The organism is Ferrovibrio terrae (genome assembly GCF_943371255.1).
Lineage (GTDB): Bacteria > Pseudomonadota > Alphaproteobacteria > Ferrovibrionales > Ferrovibrionaceae > Ferrovibrio > Ferrovibrio terrae_B.
The window spans coordinates 1-21,198 of the sequence record NZ_CALRUC010000075.1 but is presented as its reverse complement, the minus strand read 5'-3'; the positions used below and the strand labels follow the sequence as shown (position 1 = coordinate 21,198).

Sequence of the window (21,198 nt, the reverse complement as noted above, 5' to 3'; positions counted from 1 at the left end):
ATGCCCGCACCGCCGCCCAGCCCGCCGGCCGCCATCCTGCGCAAGCCCGAGCCGCCGCCTTCGCCGGCCGGCCAGGGCGATCTGGCCGAGACCCTGCGCGAACTGGTCGCCACCATGAACGAGGGTGTCCTCACCATCGATGCCCAGGGCAACATCGCCAGCGTCAGCGACACCTGCGCCACGATCTTCGGCTACCCGCCGGGCGAGCTGAACGGCCAGAATGTCAAAGTCCTGATGCCGGAGCCATTCCGCTCGGGCCACGATTCCTACATCCGCAACTACATGACCACCAAGCGGGCGAAGATCCTCGGGCTGGGCCGCGACACGCTCGGCCGCAAGAAGTCCGGCGAGATTTTCCCCATCCATATCAGTGTCGGCGAATATGCCGGCGAGGACGGCCCGGCCTTCATCGGCCTGGTGCGCGACATTTCCGACCGCCGCGATGTCGAGCTGCGTGCCGAATTCGCCAGCCGCAACGATCCGCTGACCGGCATCCTCAACCGTTCCAGCTTCATCGCCGAGACCGAGCGCATGCTGGGCGCCCAGCATCGCCTCGATGGCGGCCTGTGGGTGCTGTTCAACCTCGACATGGACGGCTTCCGCGATATCAACGAGGGCTTCGGCTACCATATCGGCGACAGCGTGCTGAAAGGCACCGCCGAACGCATGGGCGAGGTGCTGCCGCGCGAGGCGCTGGTCGGCCGCATCGCCGCCGACCAGTTCGCCGCCCTGGCCGGCGTCAACGACCTCAACAACGCACTCAACCTGGCCCAGGCGGTGCATGCGCATCTGACCAAGCCGATCACGGCGGAAGGCCGGCTGGTGCCGCTGAAGGTCAGCATGGGCGCCGCCATCGTCGACGATCCGTCGGAAAAGATCGGCGACGCCCTGGCCAAGGCCGAACTGGCGATGAAGCTGGTGCGCGCCGCCGGCGGTGATTCGACGCGCTTCTACAGCCCGGAAATGACCCGCGCCGCCGAGCGCCGCCTGCGGCTGACCATGAATCTGGACGCCGCCATCGACAATGGCGAATTCCATGTCGTCTACCAGCCGGTGGTGGAGACCGCGACCGGCGCAATCTGCGCCATCGAGGCGCTGCTGCGCTGGAAGCATCCCGATCTCGGCGCCATCTCGCCGTCGGAATTTATCCCGCTGGCCGAGGAAACCGGCGGCATCATCGCAATCACGCGCTGGGTGTTTGCCACGGTCGCCGAACAGATCCGCGACTGGCGTCGCCAGGGCATCGAGCCGCGCCGCGTCTTCGTCAATGTCTCGGGCCAGCAGTTCATCCGCGACGACCTGCCGGCCTATTTCCGCAAGATGGCGAAGGAGGAACCCGACATGGTGTCCTTCATCGGCATCGAGATCACCGAACAGGCGGCGATCCAGAATATGGAAGCCACCGTGCAGGCGATCCGCGAACTGGCCGAGATCGGCGTCGATGCCGCGCTCGACGATTTCGGCACCGGCTATTCGTCCTTGAGCTACATCCAGCGGCTGCCGATCCGCAAGATCAAGCTCGACCGCGCCTTCATCGCCGACCTGCCAGGCAACGACCGCGACATCGCGCTGGTCCGCGCCATGATCGGTATGGCCAACGGTCTCGACCTGCCGGTGGTGGCCGAGGGCGTGGAGACCGCCGCCCAGCGCGACTTCCTGCGCGGCGTGGGCTGCAGCGAGCTGCAGGGCTACCTGATCAGCCGGCCGGTGCCGCCCGAGGACATGGCAGAACTGCTGCGCCAGAGTGATCGCCGCCGCCGCAATTAGCGGCCCGCCCACGCTGATTTGACCCTTCGCCCCTTTGCAGGGGGCTGTATTTTTCTTAACCGCGGCGCCATATAATCCGCAGTCCCGGGGCGTTTCCCGATTTTCCCAGTCTTTTCAGGCTTGTTACGAGGTTCGTCATGACCGGTGCTTCGACCGCCCAGGATCTGTTTTTCACCCGCGCCGGGCTCGACCGGTCGCGGCTGCAGTCGATTGTCGGCGACTCGCTGCAGGGCGCCGACGATGGCGAGCTGTTCCTGGAATACAGCCAGTCGGAAGGCCTGACCTTCGATGACGGCCGCCTCAAGGCCGCGGCCTATGACACCACACAGGGCTTCGGCCTTCGCGCCGTCTCGGGCGAGCAGACCGGCTATGCCCATGCCTCCGAACTTTCCGAGGCCGCGATCAAGCGTGCCGCCACCACGGTGCGCGCCGTGCGCACCGGCCATGGCGGCGAGATGAGCCTCGGCCCGGCCGCCACCAACCGCCATCTCTATGGCGACGACAATCCGCTGAACGAGATTCCCTTCGAGCAGAAGGTGGCGCTGCTGCAGGCGATCGACGCCTATGCCCGCGCGAAAGATCCGCGCGTCAGGCAGGTGTCGGTCTCGCTGGCCGGCAGCTGGCAGGCGGTCGCTATCCTGCGCGCCGACGGCAAGCTGGTGGAAGATATCCGTCCGCTGGTGCGCCTGAATGTTTCGGTTGTGGCCGGCCAGGGCGACCGCATGGAAAGCGGCAGCCGCGGCGCCGGCGGCCGCGTCGGCTACAAGCAGTTCTTCGATCCGTCCCACTGGCAGGCCGAAGTCGACGATGCGCTGCGCCAGGCACTGGTCAATCTCGACTCGGTGCCGGCCCCGGCCGGCGAAATGCCTGTCGTGCTCGGCGCCGGCTGGCCCGGTATCCTGCTGCATGAAGCCATCGGCCATGGCCTGGAAGGCGACTTCAACCGCAAGAAGACCTCCGTCTTCGCCGGCCTGATGGGCCAGCGCGTCGCCGCGCCCGGCGTCACCATCGTGGACGATGGCACCATGGACAAGCGCCGCGGCTCGCTCACCATCGACGACGAGGGCACGCCGACCGAAAACACCATGCTGATCGAGGATGGCATCCTGAAAGGTCTGATGCAGGACCGCATGAATGCCCGCCTGATGGGCGTGCGGTCGACCGGCAACGGCCGGCGCCAGTCTTTTGCCCATAACCCGATGCCGCGCATGACCAACACCTTCATGCTGGCCGGCGACCGCGACCCCGGCGAGATTCTCAGCAGCGTGAAAAAGGGCATCTACGCTGTCAATTTCGGCGGCGGCCAGGTCGACATCACCTCGGGCAAGTTCGTGTTCTCCTGTACCGAGGCCTATATGATCGAGAACGGCAAGGTTGCCGCGCCGATCAAGGGCGCCACCCTGATCGGTGCCGGCGCCGAAGTGCTGAAGCAGGTGAAGGCGGTGGGCAACGACCTGCAGCTCGACACCGGCATCGGCACCTGCGGCAAGGCCGGCCAGGGCGTGCCGGTCGGCGTCGGCCAGCCGACCCTGCTGATCGAAGGATTGACCGTGGGCGGCACAGCCAAAGCCGCCTGAAATGAAATTGAAGGGTATGTGAGGGGAAGTCCCATGCCAGCCAGCGTAAACAAGATCAGCAGCTCGGATCTGCTCAAGCATGATCCGGTGTGGCAGCGCATCCGCGAGGAAGCCGCTGTCGTCGCCTCCCAGGAGCCGGTCCTCGGCAGCATGGCGCATTCCGCCGTGCTGCATCATGAGCGGCTGGAAGATGCGCTGAGCTACATCCTGGCGCAGAAGCTGGGCAGCGCCGAACTGCCGGCGCTCGGCCTGCGCGAGGTGATCGAGGAAGCCTTCGATGCCGATCCCGATATCGGCCATGCGGTGCGCGCCGACCTGGTCGCGGTCAACGAGCGCGACCCGGCCTGCCGCAGCTTCCTGAAGCCCCTGCTGTTCTTCAAGGGCTTCCAGGCACTCCAGACCCATCGCGTGGCCCATTGGCTGTGGCACCAGAAGCGCGAGACCATGGCCTTCCTGCTGCAGAGCCGCAGCTCGGAAACCTTTGCCGTCGACATCAACCCGGCCGCCAGATTCGGCCGCGGCATCCTGATCGACCACGGCACCGGCGTGGTGATCGGCGAGACCGCCGTGATCGACGATGATGTGTCGATGCTGCAGCATGTCACGCTCGGCGGCACCGGCAAGGAAACCGGCGACCGCCACCCCAAGATCCGCCGTGGCGTGCTGATCGGCGCCGGCGCCAAGATTCTCGGCAATGTCGAGATCGGCGAAGGCGCCAAGATCGGCGCCGGCAGCGTGGTGCTGATCCCGGTGCCGCCGCATTGCACGGCGGCCGGCGTGCCGGCCAAGATCGTCGGCGACTGCGAATGCGATCAGCCGTCGCGCGAGATGAACCACGGCCTGCCCTATCATCGCGACTGACCGGCGCACGGCGATGCGTCGGCTTGTCTTTGGTCTGCTTCTGGCCGCGCTGCCGCTTGTCTCGGCACAGGCACAGTCGCTGACCGGCGCGCTGGAATGGCTGCCGCCCGGCAGCCTGTCGGTCGAAAGCCTGACCCGGCATCCGCAGGAACAGCTTGAGAGTGGTGAGCAGCAGAGCTTCTATGTCGAATTCGGCCGGCTGGCCTTTCGCAGCCCGGACACGCTGGGCGGCACCGCGCGCAAGGCCGGCCTCTCCTGTCAGGCCTGCCACGCCAACGGCTTCGCCACCAAAGCCTTTTTCATCCCGGGTCTCTCGGACAAGCCGGGCACTATCGATGTCAGCCATGCCTTCTGGAATCTGCGCGGCGAGGATGGCACCGACAATCCGGTGGAAATCCCCAGCCTGCGCGGCGTGAAAACGAAAGAACGCCTCGGCCATGACAAGCGCAGCGCCTCGCTGCGTGACTTCACCCGCCGGGTGATCGTGACCGAATTTGCCGGCGCCGAGCCCGATGCCCTGCTGCTGGATGCGCTGGTGGCCTATCAGGAAAAACTGCAGCCGGCCGCCGAAACCGCCGTGCCGGTGACCCTGCAGCAGGATCTGGCCGACTTGCTGCGCTATCTCGATGCGCTGCGCGTGCCGCTGGCCGAGGAAGAGCCGGCGCTGGCCGCGCGCATCACGGTGATGATCCGCGGCCAGATCGGCTTTATCTATGAGCGTTTTGCCGAAGCCGACATGCGCGGCAGCCGCGGCGCGCTGGAGGAATGGTCACGGCGGCTGGCGGCGATCGCCGGTCAGGCCGAAGCCGGACACTGGCCGCAGGCGCGCGAGGCCCTGAAGGTCCTGCGCCAGGCCGTTGCCGCGCCGCCGCCGGCGCTGGCAGCAGATTTGCCGCGCGCGCTGTACGACCCTGTACGTCTGAAAGCCTGGATCAGTAAGCCAGTTCAGTGAAGGCCGGATCGACCGACTTGTTCCAGCGGCCATTATACAGCTTCAGCAGGGCTTCGGCCGGGGTCTCGCCGCTTTCCACGATGCGCACCAGCGGCTCGAGGAAATGCGTCTCGTCCTCGCCAGCGGGCGACAGGCGCGAGCGCGCCTTCAGGCCGCCCATGGCGATCTGCACCATCTGCTCGGCGTAATATTTCAGCGGCCGGCCGCGCAGCGGCGTGTGCAGGCCATATTTCGGTGCATCCAGCCGCAGCTGCTCGCGCTCGGCCAGCGTCCAGTCGCGGCACAGATCCCAGGCCGCATCCAGCGCGCCCTTGTCGTAGAGCAGGCCGACCCACAAAGCCGGCAGGGCGCAGAGCCGCGACCACGGGCCGCCATCGGCGCCGCGCATTTCCAGGAAACGCTTCAGCCGCACTTCGGGGAACAGGGTGGTGATGTGATCGGCCCAGTCGCGCATGGTCGGCATCGCGCCCGGCAGGGCCGGCAGCTTGCCGGCCATGAAGTCGCGGAAGCTCTGGCCCGAGGCATCGATATACTTGCCGTCGCGATACGAGAAATACATCGGCACATTGAGCGCGTGATCGACATAACGCTCGAAGCTCATGCCATCCTCGAACACGAAACCGAGCATGCCGGTGCGATCCGGATCGGTGTCGGTCCAGATCTGGCTGCGATAACTCAGGAAGCCATTCGGCTTGCCCTCGGTGAACGGCGAATTGGCGAACATCGCCACGGCCAGCGGCTGCAGCGCCAGGCTGGTGCGGAATTTCTTCACCATGTCGGCTTCGGAGGAATAGTCCAGGTTCACCTGCACGGTACAGGTGCGCAGCATCATGTCGAGGCCGAGATTGCCCTTCTTGGGCATATAGGCGCGCATGATGTTGTAGCGGCCCTTGGGCATCACCGGGATGTCTTCGCGGCGCCATTTCGGATTGAAGCCCAGCCCCATCATGGCGATGCCGGTCTCGTCGCCGACCTCGCGCACCTGCTTCAGATGCGTCGAGACTTCGATGCAGGTCTGGTGGATGGTTTCCAGCGGCGCACCCGACAGCTCGAACTGCCCGCCCGGTTCCAGCGTGATCGACTGCTTGTCCTTGACCAGGGCGATGACATTGTCGCCTTCGTTCACCGCCTCCCAGCCAAAACGCTGCAGCCCGACCAGCAGGCCCTTGATGCTGGCCTTGCCCTCATAGGGCAGGGCACGAAAATCGGTTGTGTTATAGGCAAACTTCTCGTGCTCGGTGCCGATGCGCCAGTCGGCTTCCGGCTTGGAGCCTTCCGCCAGATACTCGACAAGCTGCGCCTTGGATGTAATCGGCGTCTCAGGCGCCTGGGCCGGTCCGGACATGAAAACCTCGGTGATTCTTATTATCGTTTTATGGTGCGCTGGTAGGCGGCCGAACGGCTGCTTTCGGCATATGGGGCAGATGTAAGCCGTTGTCCAGCCCCGGTATACTGCGGTTCAGTGACGCTGGGAAATTGAACCGGGTCTTGAATGGCCCGGCTAATTCTGCCGCACGGATTGTAAAATAGCCAAGGCCGCAATCGCCGCTGTCTCAGCGCGCAGAATACGCGGGCCCAGCGAAACAGGCACGACCTGCGGCAGGGCTGCGATGCGCGCCAGCTCCTCCGGCGCAAAGCCGCCTTCTGGACCGATCAGCAGGGCGCAGGGTCCCGTCACCGCCTGGGCGGCAGCCAGCAGGGACAGCGCCTCGGCGCGCTCCACACAGACGAACAGCCGGCGGTCTGCCGGCCAGTCGGCCAGCAGTGTCTCCAGCGTAACCGCCGCGGCAACCGCGGGCACATCCAGCCGCTCGCATTGTTCGGCGGCCTCGCGCGCATGGGCGAACAGGCGCTCGGCATTCACCTTCTGCATCTGCACCCGCCGGGTGATGACCGGCAGCAGGCGGCCGGCCCCCAGCTCGGTGGCCTTCTCGACGATCATCTCGATGCGGCCCTGCTTGATCGGCGCGAAGCAGAGCCACAGATCGGCCGGCGGCCCCTGGGGTCGCAGCAGGGCCTCGACCGTCAGGCGGCAGGCTTTCTTGCCCGCTTCGGCGATCACGGCGCGGAACTCGCCGTCGTGGCCATTGAACAGCGCAACAGCATCGCCCGGCGCCAGCCGCAGCACGTGGCGCAGGTAATGGGCCTGGTCGTCATCAAGCGCGACCGTGCCGCCGATGCTGAGCGCATCGGTCACATAAAGGCGGGCTTTGATCGCGTCGGTCATTATCGCTTGTGCGCCGCTTTTGGCTGGACTACAGCAGCGTTATGACAAAGCCCGGCCACGAAGTCACCGATCAGGCGCCCGCAGATGCCGTGGCAAATCACTGGGTCGAGCGCTGGCTGCCGGCCGGCTGGCGCCCCTATGCCCGGCTGTCCCGGCTGGACCGGCCGATCGGCACCTGGCTGCTGCTGCTGCCCGGCTGGTGGGCCATCGCGCTGGCACGGCCGGAAAACGCCCCGCTCGACCACGGGCTGATCCTGCTGTTCGGCATCGGTGCGCTGGTGATGCGCGGCGCCGGCTGTACCTTCAACGATATCGTCGACCGCGATTTCGACGGCCAGGTCGAGCGCACCCGGCTGCGCCCGATCCCCTCGGGCCAGGTCAGCGTCAGCCGCGCCTGGCTCTGGCTGCTGGCGCAGGCCCTGGTCGGGTTTTTGATCCTGATCCAGATGAATGACCTGGCGATCTGGCTCGGCGTCGCCTCGCTCGGCCTGGTCGCACTCTACCCCTTCATGAAACGCGTCACCTGGTGGCCGCAATTCTTCCTCGGCCTCGCCTTCAACTGGGGCGCGGTGCTGGGCTATGCGGCGGTGGTCGGCCGGCTCGACTGGGTCACGCTGGTGCTCTATGCGTCGGGCATTGTCTGGACGCTGGGCTACGACACCATCTACGCCCTGCAGGACAAGGAAGACGATGCCCTGATCGGGGTGAAATCGACCGCGCGGCTGTTTGGCGACAAGGCCCGGCTGTGGGTCGCCGGCTTCTACGACCTCACCCTGCTCGGCCTGGGCATCGTCGGCTGGATGGCGGGCCTGGGCTGGCCCTTCTGGATCGGCCTTGGCCTGGCGGCCGTGCATTTCGCCTGGCAGGCCCTGATGCTGGAACCCGATGACAGCGCCGACTGCCTGACCAAATTCCGGGCAAATCGCGATGCCGGCCTGATCCTGTTTGCCGCTTTCCTGCTGGGCTGAGCATATCGCTTGGCGAAGATCGGCACGCCGCGTATGTTCCGCCCATGACCAAGCGCCGAATCGCACCGCAGGACTTCGCGAGCCTGTACAGCCAATACAACGCCAACCTCGCCTTCGTGGATTGCGGTCGCAAATGCGCGCCGCTGAACGGCGGCCAGCCGGTCTGCTGCTCGACCGAGAATGCCATTCCGGTGGTCGACAAGGCGGAATACAAGCTGCTGAAAAGCCGCACCGATCTGTGGTTCGACTACAAGCCGAACGATGCCGTGTCGCGCCGCATCGTCGACGAGCTGAACGACCATGCCTGCGCGGTCGAGTGCAAGGGTGCCGCCTTCTGCGAGCGCGACAACCGCACCATCGCCTGCCGCTCCTTCCCCTTCTATCCCTATCTCGACAAGGCCGGAAAGTTCATCGGCCTGACCTATTACTGGGATTTCGAGGACCGCTGCTGGATCATTTCCAACATGCAGGTGGTCGAGCGCAAGTTCGTCGAGGAGATGGTTGCCGCCTTCGAGCGCATCTTCAAGCTCGACCCGGAAGAATACGACACGATGAAAAGCCATTCGGCCAACATGCGCCGGGTGTTCAGCCGCAAGAAGAAGATCATTCCGGTGATCCATCGCGACGGCGGCTATTTCAAGATCAAGCCGGGCGACAAGGGCAAGCTGACCGCCTGCACGCCGGATGATTTCAAGAAATTCGGCCCTTACAAGTCGGAAGCCGCCTATATCAAGGCGGTGAAGGCCGCCGGCGGCAAACTGGAGCCGGCGCCCAAGAAGGGCTATCTCGCCGCCTGATCGGCGAAGAGGAACGTGCCCAGCAGCACCCAGCGCCGGGCCTTCTTCTCCTGCTTCGGCTTGGCGCGCAGCGGCGTGGTGTAATGCCAGAATGGCAGGCGATAGGCCGTCACCAGCCCCGGCTTCTGCGTAACCTCCACCATCTCGGTGAAATGCCCGGTCTTGGCATAGACCAGATACTGGTCGCGCACAGCATTCGTGGCAAAACTCAGATGCATGTCGAGATAGCCGCGCCGGGCAGCCGGTTCTTCCGGATGGTGGTCGGTATGTGGCCCGGCATAATCGCCGGCGCCATAGGCAATCGCCTGCAGGCCGTATTTCTGTTTCAGCACCCGACCGGCCAGCGCAGCGGCGAAAGCGCGGTAGCTGTCTGAGCGCAGCATGGCGATCAGGCCGATCTCGCTGGCGGCCTTGAACGCCGCCGAGCGCGCATTGTCCAGATGCGCGGTGCGCTGGCGCATCGTCTTGGGCAGCGCTTCCGCATAATTCTGCGTCTGCTCCCAGATCGTCTCCGGCGGGATCGGCTGCGCCATCTCGCGCAAATGCGGCAGCAATGCCTTGTCCAGCAGGGCGGCAACCGCCCTGGCCGGGCGGGCGTCGATCAGGCCGTCCAGCGCCAGGAAGCGGGTGCGCGGCTCAGCCAGGGCGCCCGCCCGGGCATGGCGGCCGGCCAGCAGGGCGGCGCCCTTCGGCGTCAGCAGATCGGCGAAGTCTTCAGGGAAACGGCGCATGCCATCGGCTTAGGCCGGGCCTCGAGCGAGGTCAAGCCCAAGAGCAAGCACTGGTCAGTGCTTCGCCCGCCGCCTAATCTGCCCGGCAATGGAACCCGCCGCCTCTTCCGCCCGCGACCTGCGCATCGCGCAGATTCTGCTGTTCATCACGCCGGCCATGTTCACCACCAATATGGTGATGGCGCGCGCCACCGCCGGCCTGATCCCGCCCGTCGCGCTGGCCGAACTGCGCTGGATCGGTGTGGTGCTGGTGCTGCTGCCCTTCTGCGGCCGCGAACTCTGGCGCGCCCGTGCCGCCATCCTGCGCGAATGGAAGGAATTCGCCGTGCTGGGGTTTCTCGGCATGGGCATCTGCGGCGGCGGTGTCTATTACGGCGCCGCCACCACCACGGCCACCAATATCGGGCTGATCTACGCCACTTCGCCGGTGATGATCATCCTGCTCAGCCGCATGCTGTTTGCCGAACGCTTCTCCCTGCGCCAGGGGCTGGGCACCGCGCTGGCGCTGACCGGCGTGCTGGCCATCATCCTGCGCGGCGACCCCGCCACCATCCTGCACCTGACATTTACCCCGGGCGACCTGATCATCCTGGTCGCCGCCGCCGCCTGGGCGCTCTACAGCGTGTTGCTGAAGCACTGGCCGAGCCGGCTGAGCGTCAGCGCCCGGCTGGCCACCATCGCCTTTGCCGGCGTGCTGGTGGTGCTGCCGGTGCAGGCTTTCGAACTGGCCGTCGTCGGTCCGCCCCACTTCGACCTGCGCACCATTGCCGCGGTCGTCACCCTGATCCTGGTGCCCGGCGTCGGTGCCTATGCCACGTTTGGCTACATGACCAAGCATCTGGGCCCCAACCGCACCGGCCTGATGCTGTATCTCTCGCCGGTTTATACCGCCATCATGGCCTGGCTGCTTCTCGGCGAGGTATTTGCATTCTACCATTGGCTCGGCACGGCGCTGGTTCTGCCGGGCCTGTATTTCGCCACGCATAAACCGGACAAGCCCTAATGCCCTATGCCTCGCTGCGCGATTTCATGACCCAGCTGGAACAGAAGGGCCGGCTGGTGCGCGTGCGCGAACCGGTCTCCACCCATCTGGAGATGACCGAGATCCAGACCCGGCTGCTGGCCGAGGGCGGGCCGGCGGTGTTGTTCGAGAAGCCGGTGCGCGCCGATGGCAGCCCGAGTGACATTCCCGTGCTGGTCAACCTGTTCGGCACCGTGGAGCGCGTCGCCTGGGGCATGGACCGCGAACCGTCCGAATTGAAGGCTGTCGGCGAGACGCTGGCCTTCCTGCGCCAGCCCGAACCACCCGGCGGATTCCGCGAGGCACTCAGCCTGCTGCCGCTGGTGAAAACCGTGATGGCGATGCAGCCGAAAACGGTGAGCAGTGCGCCGGTGCATGAGGTGGTGCTGCAGGGCGACGATATCGACCTGACCAGACTGCCGATCCAGACCTGCTGGCCGGGCGAGCCGGCGCCGCTGATCACCTGGCCTTTGGTGGTCACGCAGGGCCCGAGCAAGACCGACAAGACCGATCGCTTCAATCTCGGCATCTACCGCATGCAGGTGCTGAACAAGACCCAGACATTGATGCGCTGGCTCAAGCATCGCGGCGGCGCCCAGCAGCACCAGCGCTGGAAACAGGCCGGCAAGCGCGAGCCCTTCCCCGCCGCCGTGGTGATCGGCGCCGATCCGGGCACCATCCTGGCCGCCGTGACGCCGGTGCCAGACACGCTGTCGGAATACCAGTTCGCCGGCCTGCTGCGCGGCAAGAAGGTCGAACTGGTCGATTGCAGGACCATCCCGCTGAAGGTGCCGGCCGAGGCCGAGATCGTGCTGGAAGGCCATGTCTCGCTGGAGGATTACCGCGACGAAGGCCCCTATGGCGACCACACCGGCTATTACAACTCGGTCGAGCAGTTCCCGGTCTTCACAATCAGCGCCATCACCATGCGCAAGGCTCCGATCTACCTGAGCACCTTCACCGGCCGGCCGCCCGACGAACCCAGCGTGCTGGGCGAGGCGCTGAACGATGTCTTCGTGCCGCTGATCCGCCAGCAGTTCCCCGAGATCGTCGATTTCTGGCTGCCTCCTGAGGGCTGTTCCTATCGCGTCGCCGTGGTCAGCATGAAGAAGGCCTATCCCGGCCATGCCAAGCGCGTGATGATGGGTGTGTGGTCTTACCTGCGCCAGTTCATGTACACCAAGTGGATCATCGTGGTGGACGACGACATCAACGCGCGCGACTGGAAGGATGTGGTCTGGGCGATGTCGACCCGCATGGACCCGGCCCGCGACATCACCTTCGTCGAGCATACCCCGATCGACTATCTCGATTTCGCCAGCCCGGAGTCAGGCCTGGGCAGCAAGATCGGCCTCGATGCCACCAACAAATGGCCGCCCGAAACGAAACGCGAGTGGGGCGAGAAAATCCGCATGGATGAGGACGTCATCCGCACCGTCACCGAAAAATGGCCCAAACTCGGCCTGCCCGGATCGGGCAAACCGATCTGGAAATAAAATCTCCCCAACAGAAAGAGGCCTCCCCATGCGTATCACACGTCGATATCTGACCGGAGGCCTCGCTGCCGCCGCGCTGCTGCTCGCACTGCCCGCCGGGCAACCGGCCCGGGCACAGACCATTGCCTGGACCATGGCGACCGAATATCCCGCCACCTCGATGCCGGGCGAGGGCCTGCGCAGCTTCGCCGCCCGTCTGGCGCAGGAAAGCGGCGGGCGTATCATCGTGACACCCAGCTTCGATGCCAGCGCCGGGGTGAAATCGGCCGACATGGTGGCCGCCGTGCGCGACGGCAAGGTCACGGCGGGCGATGCCTTCGCCGGCGCCATGGGCAAGACCGATCCACTGTTCCTGCTCTCCTCGCTGCCCTTCCTGGCTGCCACCAATGCAGACGCCCGCAAGCTCTATGACCGCGCCAGGCCAGCCTATGTGGCGCGACTGAACGCCGAGAAGCAGCGCCTGCTCTATGCCACGCCCTGGCCGCCGAGCGGCATCTGGGCCAAGGCCCCGATCACCACGCCGGCCAGCCTGAAGGGCCTCGCCATCCGCACCTACGACGCCACCAGCACAAAAGTGCTGTCCGATGCCGGTGCGGCGGCGGTCAACCTGTCCTTTGCCGATACAATGCCGAAACTCACCGATGGCTCCGTGGTCGGCGTGCTGTCATCGGGCGATGGCGGCGCCGGTCGCAAGCTGTGGGACTTCCTGCCGCATTTCACCGAAATCAATTACGCCGTGCCGCTCAGCCTGTCCGCCGTGAACGAGGCCGCCTATCAGGCCCTGCCACCCGACCTGCGCGCGGCGGTCGATCGGGCCGCAGCCGCCACCGAGGTGAGCCAGTGGCGCCTGCTGGAAAGCCGGCTGGCCGAGAATTATGCCCGCATGAAGGCCAATGGCGTCACCATCACCGGCAGCGGCCAGCTCTCGGCCGATCTGCGCGCCCTGCTCGCAAAAAGCGCCGGCGCCGCCATTGCGGCCTGGAAAACCGAGGCCGGCACCGCGGCTGCCGCCCTGCTGCCCTGAAGCAGCGATCCCGTTAACTGCCGGCGCCCTGTGACCTAAGTCACAGGGCCGCGGATTGACGGCCCTCCACTTCCCCACGACAATCGGCCGAACAGGGACAGGACGAGGCATTCGGAACCATGCGGCTATGGCAAAGCCTGCGTGAACAGATTTGCGGCGGGGATGCAAAACCCGCCGCGGAAAACGAGCGCCTGTCGCTGGCCTTCCGCCATGAGGAATACGAGGCGCTGCGGCTGACCATCGGGCTGCGCTACGCCGTCTGCATCATCGTCGCCACCATCCTCAGCATCGAGATGGGCTGGCCGCTGGCGCTGAACTATTACGGCTATCTCGGCGCCTTCGCCTTTTCGGCCTATCTGCAGGTGCTGCTGCGCAAGCCCGAGCTTGATCGCCCTTGGATGCACTGGCTGTTTCCCTTCATCGACATGGCGCTGCTGACCGCCGCCATCGTGCTGCCCAACCCGTTCGATCTCAATCCTCTGCCGGCGCCGATGCGGCTCGGCTTCGACACCATCCTTTATGTCGCGCTGTTCGTTGTGCTGTCGGCGCTGGGCCAGTCGGCGCGCACTGTGCTGCACACCACGCTGGCCGCCATCCTCTGCTGGAGCGTCGGCACGATGTATATCGCCATGCAGCCCGATGTCACCTTCGGCAGCCGCTTTGACAATATCCTGCACATGCCGATGGCCGAGCGCATCGATTACATCCTCAATCCCTGGAACGTGCGGCTGGGCGAATTCCTGCCGCGCATCATCCTGATCGGCATTATCGGCCTGCTGCTCGCCGTGTCTGTGATGCGCTCGCGCACCCTGCTGGCGCGGCAGGTCGAGACCGAGCGCGCCCGCCGCAACCTGTCGCGGCATTTCTCGCCGCATATCGCCGAGGAACTCTCGCGCATGGACGATGCGCTCGGCCAGGTGAAGCAGCTGGATGCCGCCGTGCTGTTTGCCGATCTGGTCGGCTTCACCCAGATCGCCGACGACCATACGCCGGAACAGACCATCGGCATCCTGCGTGAGGTGCATCAGCGCCTGGCCCGCGCCGTGGCCGACAATGCCGGCACGCTGGACAAGTATCTCGGCGACGGCATCATGGCCTCGTTCGGCACGCCGAAACCCGGCCCGCGCGATACCTCGGCCGCCCTGCTGGCCGCGCGCGCCATGCTGCGCGAGATGGATCAGCTGAACCGCCAGCGCAAGCTGCTGCGCCAGGTGCCGCTGCAGCTCGCGGTCGGCATCCATTACGGCCCGCTGACGCTGGGCAATATCGGCGATGAAACCCGCGTCGAATATGCCCTGATCGGCGAAACGGTGAATGTGGCGCACCGGCTGGAGCAGATGACCCGCACGCTGAATGCCCAGCTCTGCCTGAGCCAGGCCTTCGTCGACAAGCTGGTGGAGGAAACCCGCGGCGATGTCGGCGCGCTGCGCGACATGGTGGCGCTGAAGCCGCAACCGATCCGCGGCCTGCGCGACCGCATGGTGCTGTGGATTCTCGCCCGCCCGGCGATCACCGCCGAGGCCGACGCGCCCGAACCGACGCCCACCATTCACTGACCGGATCGATGCGCTTCCTGCAGCCCCGCTTTCGCAAAGCCCGTCCGGCCGACCGCGACCTGCTGCCCTGGTGGCATCCAGCCAGCCTGCTGCGTGCCGCCTGGAACCTGATCTTTTCGGCAGCCCTGGGCATTGGCATCGGGGCCATCGTCCTCGACCTGGCCGCCCAGATCGCTGGCAAAATCACCGGCAGCGACTGGAAGGAATGGCATGACCCGCTCAGCCCGCTGGCCTGGGTGATTGGTTGTTTTGTCGCGGTCATTGCATATATGTCCTACAGGATGGACGATAAGACCGACGCCTGACCCCATACTTCATACTTCCAGATCGAGTATTTCCATGTCCGACACAGCCAAGCGCGCCGCCGATGCCCAGTCCCTGGTTGCCGACCTGATCGCTGCCGCCCGCAAGGCCGGGGCTGAAAATGCCGACGCGCTGTATCATGAATCGCGCTCGCTCAGCGCCGGCGTGCGGCTGGGCGAACCGGAAGATGTCGAAAGCTCGGAAAGCCGCGAGCTGGGCCTGCGCGTGTTGCTGGGCCAGCGCCAGGCCTGCGTCTCCACCACCGATTTCGCCAGGGCCACGCTGGACGAGCTGGTCAGCCGCGCCATCAGCATGGCGCGCGTGGCGCCTGAGGATAAATACTGCGGCCTGCCCGATCCGTCCCAGCTGGCGAAGCAGCCGCAGGATTTCGACCTCTTTGATGGCGTCGAACTGGAAATGCCGCAGCTGTTGGAGCGTGCCAAAGCCGCCGAGGCCGCAGCCATGGCCGTGCCGGGCGTCACCAATTCCGAAGGCGGCAGCACCGGCCGCGCCTTCAGCATGTCGGCCTATGCCAACACCGCCGGTTTCAACGGCGCCGGCTGGATCGGCTGGCATACCGTGTCGGCCTCGGTGATCGCCGGCAAGGATACCGGCATGGAGCGCGACAGCGATTACGAGGCCCGCGCCTATCTCAGCGACCTGCCCTCGCCCGAAAGCGTAGGCAAAAAGGCCGGCGAGCGCGCCGTGAAGCGCCTCAATCCGCGCAAGCTCGACAGCGGCACCATGCCGATCCTGTTCGACCCCCGCGTTTCCTCAGGCCTGATCAGTCATTTCCTCGGTGCCATCAACGGCGCCGGCGTGGCGCGCGGCACCTCCTTCCTGAAAGACCGGCTGGGCGAGATGGTGTTCGCGCCCGGCGTCAGCATCATCGACGATCCGCTGCGCCCGCGCGGCTTCCGGTCGCGCTGGTTCGACCTGGAAGGCGTCGCCGCACCGCGCCGCGAACTGATCGAGGACGGCCGGCTCACCACCTGGCTGCTGGATTGCGCCACCGCGCGCCAGCTCGGCATGCAGAGCACCGGCCATGCCTCGCGCGGCACCTCCTCGCCGCCCTCGCCGGCGCCGACCAATGTGCATCTCAAGCCCGGCACGCAGACGCCGGCCGAGCTGATGGCCGATATCAAGGAAGGGCTGTATGTCACCGAGCTGATCGGCATGGGTGTCAACGGCGTGACCGGCGATTACAGCCGTGGCGCTGCCGGCTTCCTGATCCGCGATGGCCAGCTGGCCGAGCCGGTGTCGGAAATCACTATCGCCAGCAACCTGAAGCACATGTTCGCGCATCTGGCGCCGGCCAATGACCTCACCATCCGCTTCGGCTCCGACGCGCCCACCGTGCGCATCGACGGCATGACCGTCGCCGGCCGCTGACAGCAGACACTGCGCCGATGGCGATCTCGTTCAAACAGGATCATGAGCTTGCGCTGGCCGCAGCCCGCGAGGCCGGCGCGATCGCCCTGCACTTTTTCCGCGGCGATGTGAAATCCTGGAACAAGAAGCCCAACGATCCGGTCTCGGAAGCCGATATCGCCGTCGATACCCTGCTGAGCGAGCGGCTGTCGGGCGCGCGGCCCGATTACGGCTGGCTCAGCGAGGAAAGCGGCTGCCGGCCCGGCAAGACGACGACGCAATGGATCATCGACCCGATTGACGGCACCCGCGCCTTCATCGACCGCAAGCCGGAATTCACCATCTGCATCGCCCTGGTGCAGGATGGCCAGCCGGTGCTGGCGGCGATCTACAATCCGGCCAGCGAAGAGATGTTCGATGCCACCGCTGGCGGCGGCGCACGGCTGAACGGCAAACCGATCCACGCTTCGGGCCATGCCAGCCTGATGGAAGCGCGCTTCCTCGCCTCGCGCCGCACCTTTGAGCGCCATGGCTGGCTGGCGCGCACCGCCAAGGCCGATTTCGCCTATCGCAACTCGATTGCCTATCGCATGGCGCTGGTCGCCGCCGGCAAATTCGATGCCGCCATCAGCCTGACCGAGAAAAGCGACTGGGACGTGGCCGCCGCCGACCTGCTGGTGCGCGAAGCCGGCGGACGCGTTACCACCGCCGACGGGGTGCCGCTGGCCTATGGCAGCGAGACATACCGCCACCCCTCGGTGATTGCCACCGGCGCCTATGTCTTCGACGACGTGGTCGACCTGCTGAAGACGCGCAAGCCCTAGACGATCGCGCCGGCCGCTATGTGCGGCCGGATACCGGAATGGCACCGCCGGTGGTCACCCGGTTGTCGGGCGAGGCCAGGAAGGCGATCGTGGCAGCGATCTGGTCGGGCTTGGGCCATGCATCATGCTCGGCCTGGGGCATGCTGGCACGATTGGCCGGTGTGTCGATGATCGACGGCACCACCGCATTCACCAGGATGTCTCGCGGTGCCAATTCGGCCGCCAGCGCCTGGGTCAGCGCGATCACGGCGGCCTTGCTGGCGGCATAGGCGCTCATGCCGGCGCCGAGCCGCGGCTCAAGCCCCGGACGGGCACCCACATTGACAATCCGTCCGCCGGTCTTGAAGGCGCGCACCGCGGCCCGGCTGCACAGATGGCTGCTCACCAGGTTGGTATTCACCATCTCCATCAGCGCATCCTTGCCGGTCTCTTCCAGCCGGCTCATTGCAAAGCCGCCGGCGATATGGATCGAGGCCCAGAGCCCGTCGACATCGCGGTAAAGTCGCGCTACGTCCTCCTCGCTGGTCAGCTCGCAGGGGCCGACCAGGGTGACGCGGTCCTTGTAAGGAAAACTGTCGGCCTCCTTCTCGTGGAGATAGGACAGGCGGCATTGCGCGCCGGCCGCCAGCAGCGCGCCGACCACTGCGCGGCCGAGTGCACCGGTGCCGCCGGTGACGATGACGGTACGGTTCTGGAAATCCATGGATCCTCCGGAGAAACTCTCGCTGCCGGTTCAGGCAGCGATGCCAAGTCGAGCACGCGCCTCGTCCAGAGGCAACGGCATCAGCGGCCAGAAATCCCAATTATCCGACAGGTCGGTGGTGACAGCGGCGTGGCATTCACCCCGGCACCCCACAGCAGGGCGGTCCGGTCCCCGTCCTCGTAAAAGCCGCGCTGGGCCAGCGCGTCTTCAGCCATACCCAGCAGGCCACCCTGCGATAGACCCCTGCTCAGGGAATACCGTTGCGACCATGGGCGCGATAGCCCGGCCGCGCGTTCAGGCGGTCGTAATAGGCCGCCACATGGCTGTAGCCCGGGCGATCCGCCATCGGCACCGCATGCCAGCGATGCACCGCCAGACCGATGGGAATATCGGCCAGGGTGAAGCTGTCGCCGGCGATATAGCCGCCATTGCGCGCCAGCTGTGTATCGACAATGCCAACGGCGGCATTGAACTGCTGCAGCGAGGTGGCGATGGCCTCGGCGCTGAAGGCCGGATTCTGGCGTACCAGCCCCATGAAGCAGGCCCGCCAGGTGTTGTTGAAATCCGAGGCCTGCCAGTCCATCCACTGCTCGATGCGGGCGCGACCGGCGGGATCGGCCGGCAGCAGGTCGGTGCGACCGGCCTTCGCGGCGAGATAGCGCAGGATGGTGTTCGACTCCCAGACGATCACACCGCCATCATCGATCACCGGGATCATGCCCACCGGATTGAGGGCGCGGAATTCCGGCGCATCGACCGAACCGAACTGGCCGTAACCGCCCCAGTCCTCGCGCACATAATCCAGATCAAGCTCGGCGCAGAGCCAGAGCACCTTGCGCACATTGATGGAGTTGGGATGGCCGTAGAGTGTCAGCATGATGCCAGCCTGCCAGCGGCCATCAGCGCGGCCAAGTGCAGAAGCAGAATTATATTGTCCCGCTTGTCTCACTTGTGCCGATTGTCACCCGGTCCGACTTGAAGGAAGGCGCGCTGGCGCTATCTCAGGGCTGTCGCTGTTGCCCATCGTGAATAGAGCATTCTTGCCCTCGGATCGAACCGGATCGCATGGGATCGCATTGGATCGAATGGGCTTCACTTGGATCGCATTGGCCTGCAATGGGATCGCATTGGCCTTGAACGGGATTGCATTGGTGCCCAACTGGTGGCCGTTTGGATCGCACGGCCAAGGCATTTCAACGCTTTAGGCGTCAGGCCGTGCGGATCCAGACCGCATTGTCGTGGAAAGCGGCACCGCCATTGGGCTGCGCCGCATCGGCACCGGTCAGGGCGTTGATGCCCATGCCATCGACAAAGGCGGCATGCGGCCAGATGCTTTCCACCACCACCACGCCGCGCTGCACGCCGCTGTAATGCTTGGCATGAATGCGGATATCGCCGCGCCGGTTGCCGATACGCACCAGATCGCCATCGGCAATCCTGAGGGCGGCGGCATCCTCGGGATGCAGGAACAGGGTTGGGCGCCCTTCGCGCTTCACCGAGGTCGGCGTCTCGGTGAAACTGGTATTGAGGAAGTTGCGCGCCGGCGAGGTGATCATGCGGAAGGGATGTTCCTCGGTCGCCGGCTCGATGCTGAGCCAGTGATCGGGCAGGGCCGGCATGCCGGCGGCATCCGGCCCCATCGCGGCCCAGTCGGGCTTGAAGCGGAATTTCCTGTCCGGCCAGCCGAAGCCGTTGCTGTAATGCGCGGCGGCGAAATCCGGCTGGCAATCGTGCCAGCGACGCTCGCGCAAGGTTGCCACATCGGGCCAGCCGGACGCTTGCAGTGTCGCCTCGACCATCTCGATGGCGCTCATGTCGAAACCCGGATGCTCGGCGCCCAGGCGTCTGGCCAGCTCGGAGATGACGTAGTGATTCTCGCGCGCCTCGCCCGGCGCCTCGACCAGCTTGGGGCCCAGCAGGATATGCTGCTGGCCGCCGGCCTGATAGATGTCGTCATGCTCGGTGAACATGGTGGCCGGCAGCACGATATCGGCCATTTTCGCCGTCGGCGTCATGAACTGCTCATGCACGCAGGTGAACAGATCCTCGCGGGCGAAGCCGCGCTGCACCAGCCGCGATTCCGGCGCCACTTCCATCGGGTTGGTATTCTGGATCAGCAAAGCGGTGACCGGCGGGCCGTTCTTCAATGCCGCGGCATCGCCGGTCAGCACCGGGCCGATCTGCGACTGATCGAGCAGGCGGATGCTGGGATCGACGGCATCCAGGCCCTCGATCAGCGTCTTGTCCCAGTGGAAGATCGCGCCGTTGTTGTGGAAGGCACCGCCGCCCTCGTATTGCCAGGCGCCGGTGACGCTGGCGATGCAGGTGGCGGCATGCATATTGACCGCGCCGTTGCGGCTGCGGGCAAAGCCGTAGCCGAGGCGAATGTAATGTTTCTTCGTCTGCCCCAACATATGGGCGAATGCGGTGATCTGCGCCGCCGGAATGCCGGTGATGGCCTCGGCCCAGTCCGGTGTATGCGACTGCAGATGCGCTTCCAGTTCGGCCGGCACATCGGTATGGCGTGCCATGAAGTCGCGGTCGGCATAGCCGTCGCGGAACAGCACATGCATCACCGCGCAGGCCAGCGCGCCATCGGTACCCGGCCGCACGATCAGCGCCAGATCGGCCTGTTCGGCGGTGGCATTGCGATAGGCGTCGATCACCACGATCTTGGCGCCACGCTCCTTCCGCGCCCGGATCGCATGCGTCATCACGTTGACCTGGGTATGCACCGCGTTGGTGCCCCAGATCACCACCAGGTCGCTCTTCGCCATCTCGCGCGGATCGGGACCATGCAGGCTGCCGGTGGCGGCGATATAGCCGGCACGGGCCAGGGTGACGCAGATGGTGGAATGCTGGCCGGAATACCGCTTCACATGGCGCAGGCGGTTGATGCCGTCGCGCTGCACCAGGCCCATGGTGCCGGCATAGAAATAGGGCCAGACGGTTTCGCTGCCGTATTTCTTCTCGGCCGCCAGCAGGGCTTCCGCCGTGCGGTCCAGTGCCTCGTCCCAGGA

At 65.7% G+C, this 21,198-nt stretch carries 19 protein-coding genes; 13 read left to right on the top strand and 6 right to left on the bottom strand.

Annotated features, from left to right (window positions below; genetic code table 11):
- The 4 genes from AAG799_RS15420 to AAG799_RS15405 all read left to right on the top strand — a co-directional run.
- Window positions 1–1,767 (top strand): EAL domain-containing protein (locus tag AAG799_RS15420; RefSeq protein WP_341897466.1); only part of this gene is annotated, 1,767 nt, incomplete at its 5' end.
- Between the two features lie 137 nt (window positions 1,768–1,904).
- Window positions 1,905–3,344, top strand: a complete 1,440-nt coding sequence (gene tldD, locus AAG799_RS15415; RefSeq protein ID WP_341897464.1) for a metalloprotease TldD — start codon at window positions 1,905–1,907, stop codon at window positions 3,342–3,344.
- Between the two features lie 33 nt (window positions 3,345–3,377).
- Window positions 3,378–4,205, top strand: coding sequence for a serine O-acetyltransferase (cysE, locus tag AAG799_RS15410; protein ID WP_341897462.1), 828 nt, complete (start codon window positions 3,378–3,380; stop codon window positions 4,203–4,205).
- Window positions 4,206–4,218: 13 nt separating this feature from the next.
- Entirely contained in the window at window positions 4,219–5,157 is a 939-nt protein-coding gene (locus AAG799_RS15405) for a hypothetical protein (protein WP_341897460.1), read from the top strand.
- Here AAG799_RS15405 and AAG799_RS15400 read toward each other — a convergent pair.
- Entirely contained in the window at window positions 5,138–6,502 is a 1,365-nt protein-coding gene (locus AAG799_RS15400; protein ID WP_341897458.1) for a glutamate--cysteine ligase, read from the bottom strand. The two genes, AAG799_RS15405 and AAG799_RS15400, sit on opposite strands and share 20 nt — an antisense overlap.
- Window positions 6,503–6,658: 156 nt before the next feature.
- Window positions 6,659–7,384 carry a 16S rRNA (uracil(1498)-N(3))-methyltransferase gene (locus AAG799_RS15395; protein ID WP_341897456.1) on the bottom strand — a complete coding sequence of 242 codons (726 nt, stop codon included), beginning with the start codon at window positions 7,382–7,384 and terminating at the stop codon, window positions 6,659–6,661.
- 41 nt (window positions 7,385–7,425) lie between these two features.
- Between AAG799_RS15395 and ubiA the strand changes: the two genes are divergently transcribed.
- Together ubiA and AAG799_RS15385 are read left to right on the top strand one after the other, a co-directional pair.
- A complete protein-coding gene (ubiA, locus tag AAG799_RS15390; RefSeq protein ID WP_341897454.1) occupies window positions 7,426–8,352 on the top strand; it encodes a 4-hydroxybenzoate octaprenyltransferase in 927 nt (308 codons plus the stop codon).
- 44 nt (window positions 8,353–8,396) lie between these two features.
- The gene (locus AAG799_RS15385; protein WP_341897452.1) at window positions 8,397–9,149 is read left to right on the top strand and encodes a hypothetical protein; all 753 of its coding nucleotides are present in this window, start codon (window positions 8,397–8,399) and stop codon (window positions 9,147–9,149) included.
- Here AAG799_RS15385 and AAG799_RS15380 read toward each other — a convergent pair.
- On the bottom strand, window positions 9,134–9,880 hold the full coding sequence (locus tag AAG799_RS15380) for a hypothetical protein (protein WP_341897450.1): 747 nt from the start codon (window positions 9,878–9,880) through the stop codon (window positions 9,134–9,136). The genes AAG799_RS15385 and AAG799_RS15380 overlap by 16 nt on opposite strands.
- Before the next feature lie 88 nt (window positions 9,881–9,968).
- Between AAG799_RS15380 and AAG799_RS15375 the strand changes: the two genes are divergently transcribed.
- The 7 genes from AAG799_RS15375 (at window position 9,969) to AAG799_RS15345 (ending at window position 17,475) form a co-directional block, all read left to right on the top strand.
- Window positions 9,969–10,883 carry a DMT family transporter gene (locus AAG799_RS15375; RefSeq protein ID WP_341897448.1) on the top strand — a complete coding sequence of 305 codons (915 nt, stop codon included), beginning with the start codon at window positions 9,969–9,971 and terminating at the stop codon, window positions 10,881–10,883.
- The gene (locus AAG799_RS15370) at window positions 10,883–12,397 is read left to right on the top strand and encodes a UbiD family decarboxylase (RefSeq protein WP_341897446.1); all 1,515 of its coding nucleotides are present in this window, start codon (window positions 10,883–10,885) and stop codon (window positions 12,395–12,397) included. Before AAG799_RS15375 ends, AAG799_RS15370 begins: the two co-directional genes overlap by 1 nt.
- A gap of 28 nt (window positions 12,398–12,425) precedes the next feature.
- Window positions 12,426–13,421 (top strand): TRAP transporter substrate-binding protein, encoded by a 996-nt coding sequence (locus AAG799_RS15365; protein WP_341897443.1) that lies wholly within the window; start codon window positions 12,426–12,428, stop codon window positions 13,419–13,421.
- A gap of 119 nt (window positions 13,422–13,540) precedes the next feature.
- Window positions 13,541–14,977: an adenylate/guanylate cyclase domain-containing protein gene (locus AAG799_RS15360; RefSeq protein ID WP_341897441.1), complete on the top strand. Its 1,437-nt coding sequence runs from the start codon at window positions 13,541–13,543 to the stop codon at window positions 14,975–14,977.
- An 8-nt stretch (window positions 14,978–14,985) separates the two neighbouring features.
- A complete protein-coding gene (locus AAG799_RS15355) occupies window positions 14,986–15,282 on the top strand; it encodes a hypothetical protein (RefSeq protein WP_341897439.1) in 297 nt (98 codons plus the stop codon).
- Window positions 15,283–15,316: 34 nt separating this feature from the next.
- Window positions 15,317–16,672 (top strand): TldD/PmbA family protein, encoded by a 1,356-nt coding sequence (locus tag AAG799_RS15350; protein ID WP_341897437.1) that lies wholly within the window; start codon window positions 15,317–15,319, stop codon window positions 16,670–16,672.
- 17 nt (window positions 16,673–16,689) lie between these two features.
- Window positions 16,690–17,475, top strand: coding sequence for a 3'(2'),5'-bisphosphate nucleotidase CysQ (locus AAG799_RS15345; protein WP_341897435.1), 786 nt, complete (start codon window positions 16,690–16,692; stop codon window positions 17,473–17,475).
- Window positions 17,476–17,491: 16 nt separating this feature from the next.
- On the opposite strand, the gene AAG799_RS15340 is transcribed toward AAG799_RS15345, so the two are convergent.
- The 3 genes from AAG799_RS15340 to AAG799_RS15330 form a co-directional block, all read right to left on the bottom strand.
- On the bottom strand, window positions 17,492–18,178 hold the full coding sequence (locus AAG799_RS15340) for an SDR family oxidoreductase (protein WP_341897433.1): 687 nt from the start codon (window positions 18,176–18,178) through the stop codon (window positions 17,492–17,494).
- A 247-nt stretch (window positions 18,179–18,425) separates the two neighbouring features.
- Entirely contained in the window at window positions 18,426–19,055 is a 630-nt protein-coding gene (locus AAG799_RS15335; RefSeq protein WP_341897431.1) for a glutathione S-transferase family protein, read from the bottom strand.
- Between the two features lie 331 nt (window positions 19,056–19,386).
- Window positions 19,387–21,198: molybdopterin oxidoreductase family protein (locus AAG799_RS15330; RefSeq protein ID WP_341897429.1), on the bottom strand; the 1,812-nt coding region annotated here is incomplete at its 5' end.

What these genes read in the sequence shown, in the direction of transcription:
- tldD (WP_341897464.1), top strand. Translation starts at nt 1,905, where the DNA reads ATGACCGGTGCTTCGACCGCCCAGGATCTGTTTTTCACCCGCGCCGGG.
- cysE (WP_341897462.1), top strand. Translation starts at nt 3,378, where the DNA reads ATGCCAGCCAGCGTAAACAAGATCAGCAGCTCGGATCTGCTCAAGCAT.
- AAG799_RS15405 (WP_341897460.1), top strand. Translation starts at nt 4,219, where the DNA reads ATGCGTCGGCTTGTCTTTGGTCTGCTTCTGGCCGCGCTGCCGCTTGTC.
- AAG799_RS15400 (WP_341897458.1), bottom strand. Translation starts at nt 6,502, where the DNA reads ATGTCCGGACCGGCCCAGGCGCCTGAGACGCCGATTACATCCAAGGCG.
- AAG799_RS15395 (WP_341897456.1), bottom strand. Translation starts at nt 7,384, where the DNA reads ATGACCGACGCGATCAAAGCCCGCCTTTATGTGACCGATGCGCTCAGC.
- ubiA (WP_341897454.1), top strand. Translation starts at nt 7,426, where the DNA reads ATGACAAAGCCCGGCCACGAAGTCACCGATCAGGCGCCCGCAGATGCC.
- AAG799_RS15385 (WP_341897452.1), top strand. Translation starts at nt 8,397, where the DNA reads ATGACCAAGCGCCGAATCGCACCGCAGGACTTCGCGAGCCTGTACAGC.
- AAG799_RS15380 (WP_341897450.1), bottom strand. Translation starts at nt 9,880, where the DNA reads ATGCGCCGTTTCCCTGAAGACTTCGCCGATCTGCTGACGCCGAAGGGC.
- AAG799_RS15375 (WP_341897448.1), top strand. Translation starts at nt 9,969, where the DNA reads ATGGAACCCGCCGCCTCTTCCGCCCGCGACCTGCGCATCGCGCAGATT.
- AAG799_RS15370 (WP_341897446.1), top strand. Translation starts at nt 10,883, where the DNA reads ATGCCCTATGCCTCGCTGCGCGATTTCATGACCCAGCTGGAACAGAAG.
- AAG799_RS15365 (WP_341897443.1), top strand. Translation starts at nt 12,426, where the DNA reads ATGCGTATCACACGTCGATATCTGACCGGAGGCCTCGCTGCCGCCGCG.
- AAG799_RS15360 (WP_341897441.1), top strand. Translation starts at nt 13,541, where the DNA reads ATGCGGCTATGGCAAAGCCTGCGTGAACAGATTTGCGGCGGGGATGCA.
- AAG799_RS15355 (WP_341897439.1), top strand. Translation starts at nt 14,986, where the DNA reads ATGCGCTTCCTGCAGCCCCGCTTTCGCAAAGCCCGTCCGGCCGACCGC.
- AAG799_RS15350 (WP_341897437.1), top strand. Translation starts at nt 15,317, where the DNA reads ATGTCCGACACAGCCAAGCGCGCCGCCGATGCCCAGTCCCTGGTTGCC.
- AAG799_RS15345 (WP_341897435.1), top strand. Translation starts at nt 16,690, where the DNA reads ATGGCGATCTCGTTCAAACAGGATCATGAGCTTGCGCTGGCCGCAGCC.
- AAG799_RS15340 (WP_341897433.1), bottom strand. Translation starts at nt 18,178, where the DNA reads ATGGATTTCCAGAACCGTACCGTCATCGTCACCGGCGGCACCGGTGCA.
- AAG799_RS15335 (WP_341897431.1), bottom strand. Translation starts at nt 19,055, where the DNA reads ATGCTGACACTCTACGGCCATCCCAACTCCATCAATGTGCGCAAGGTG.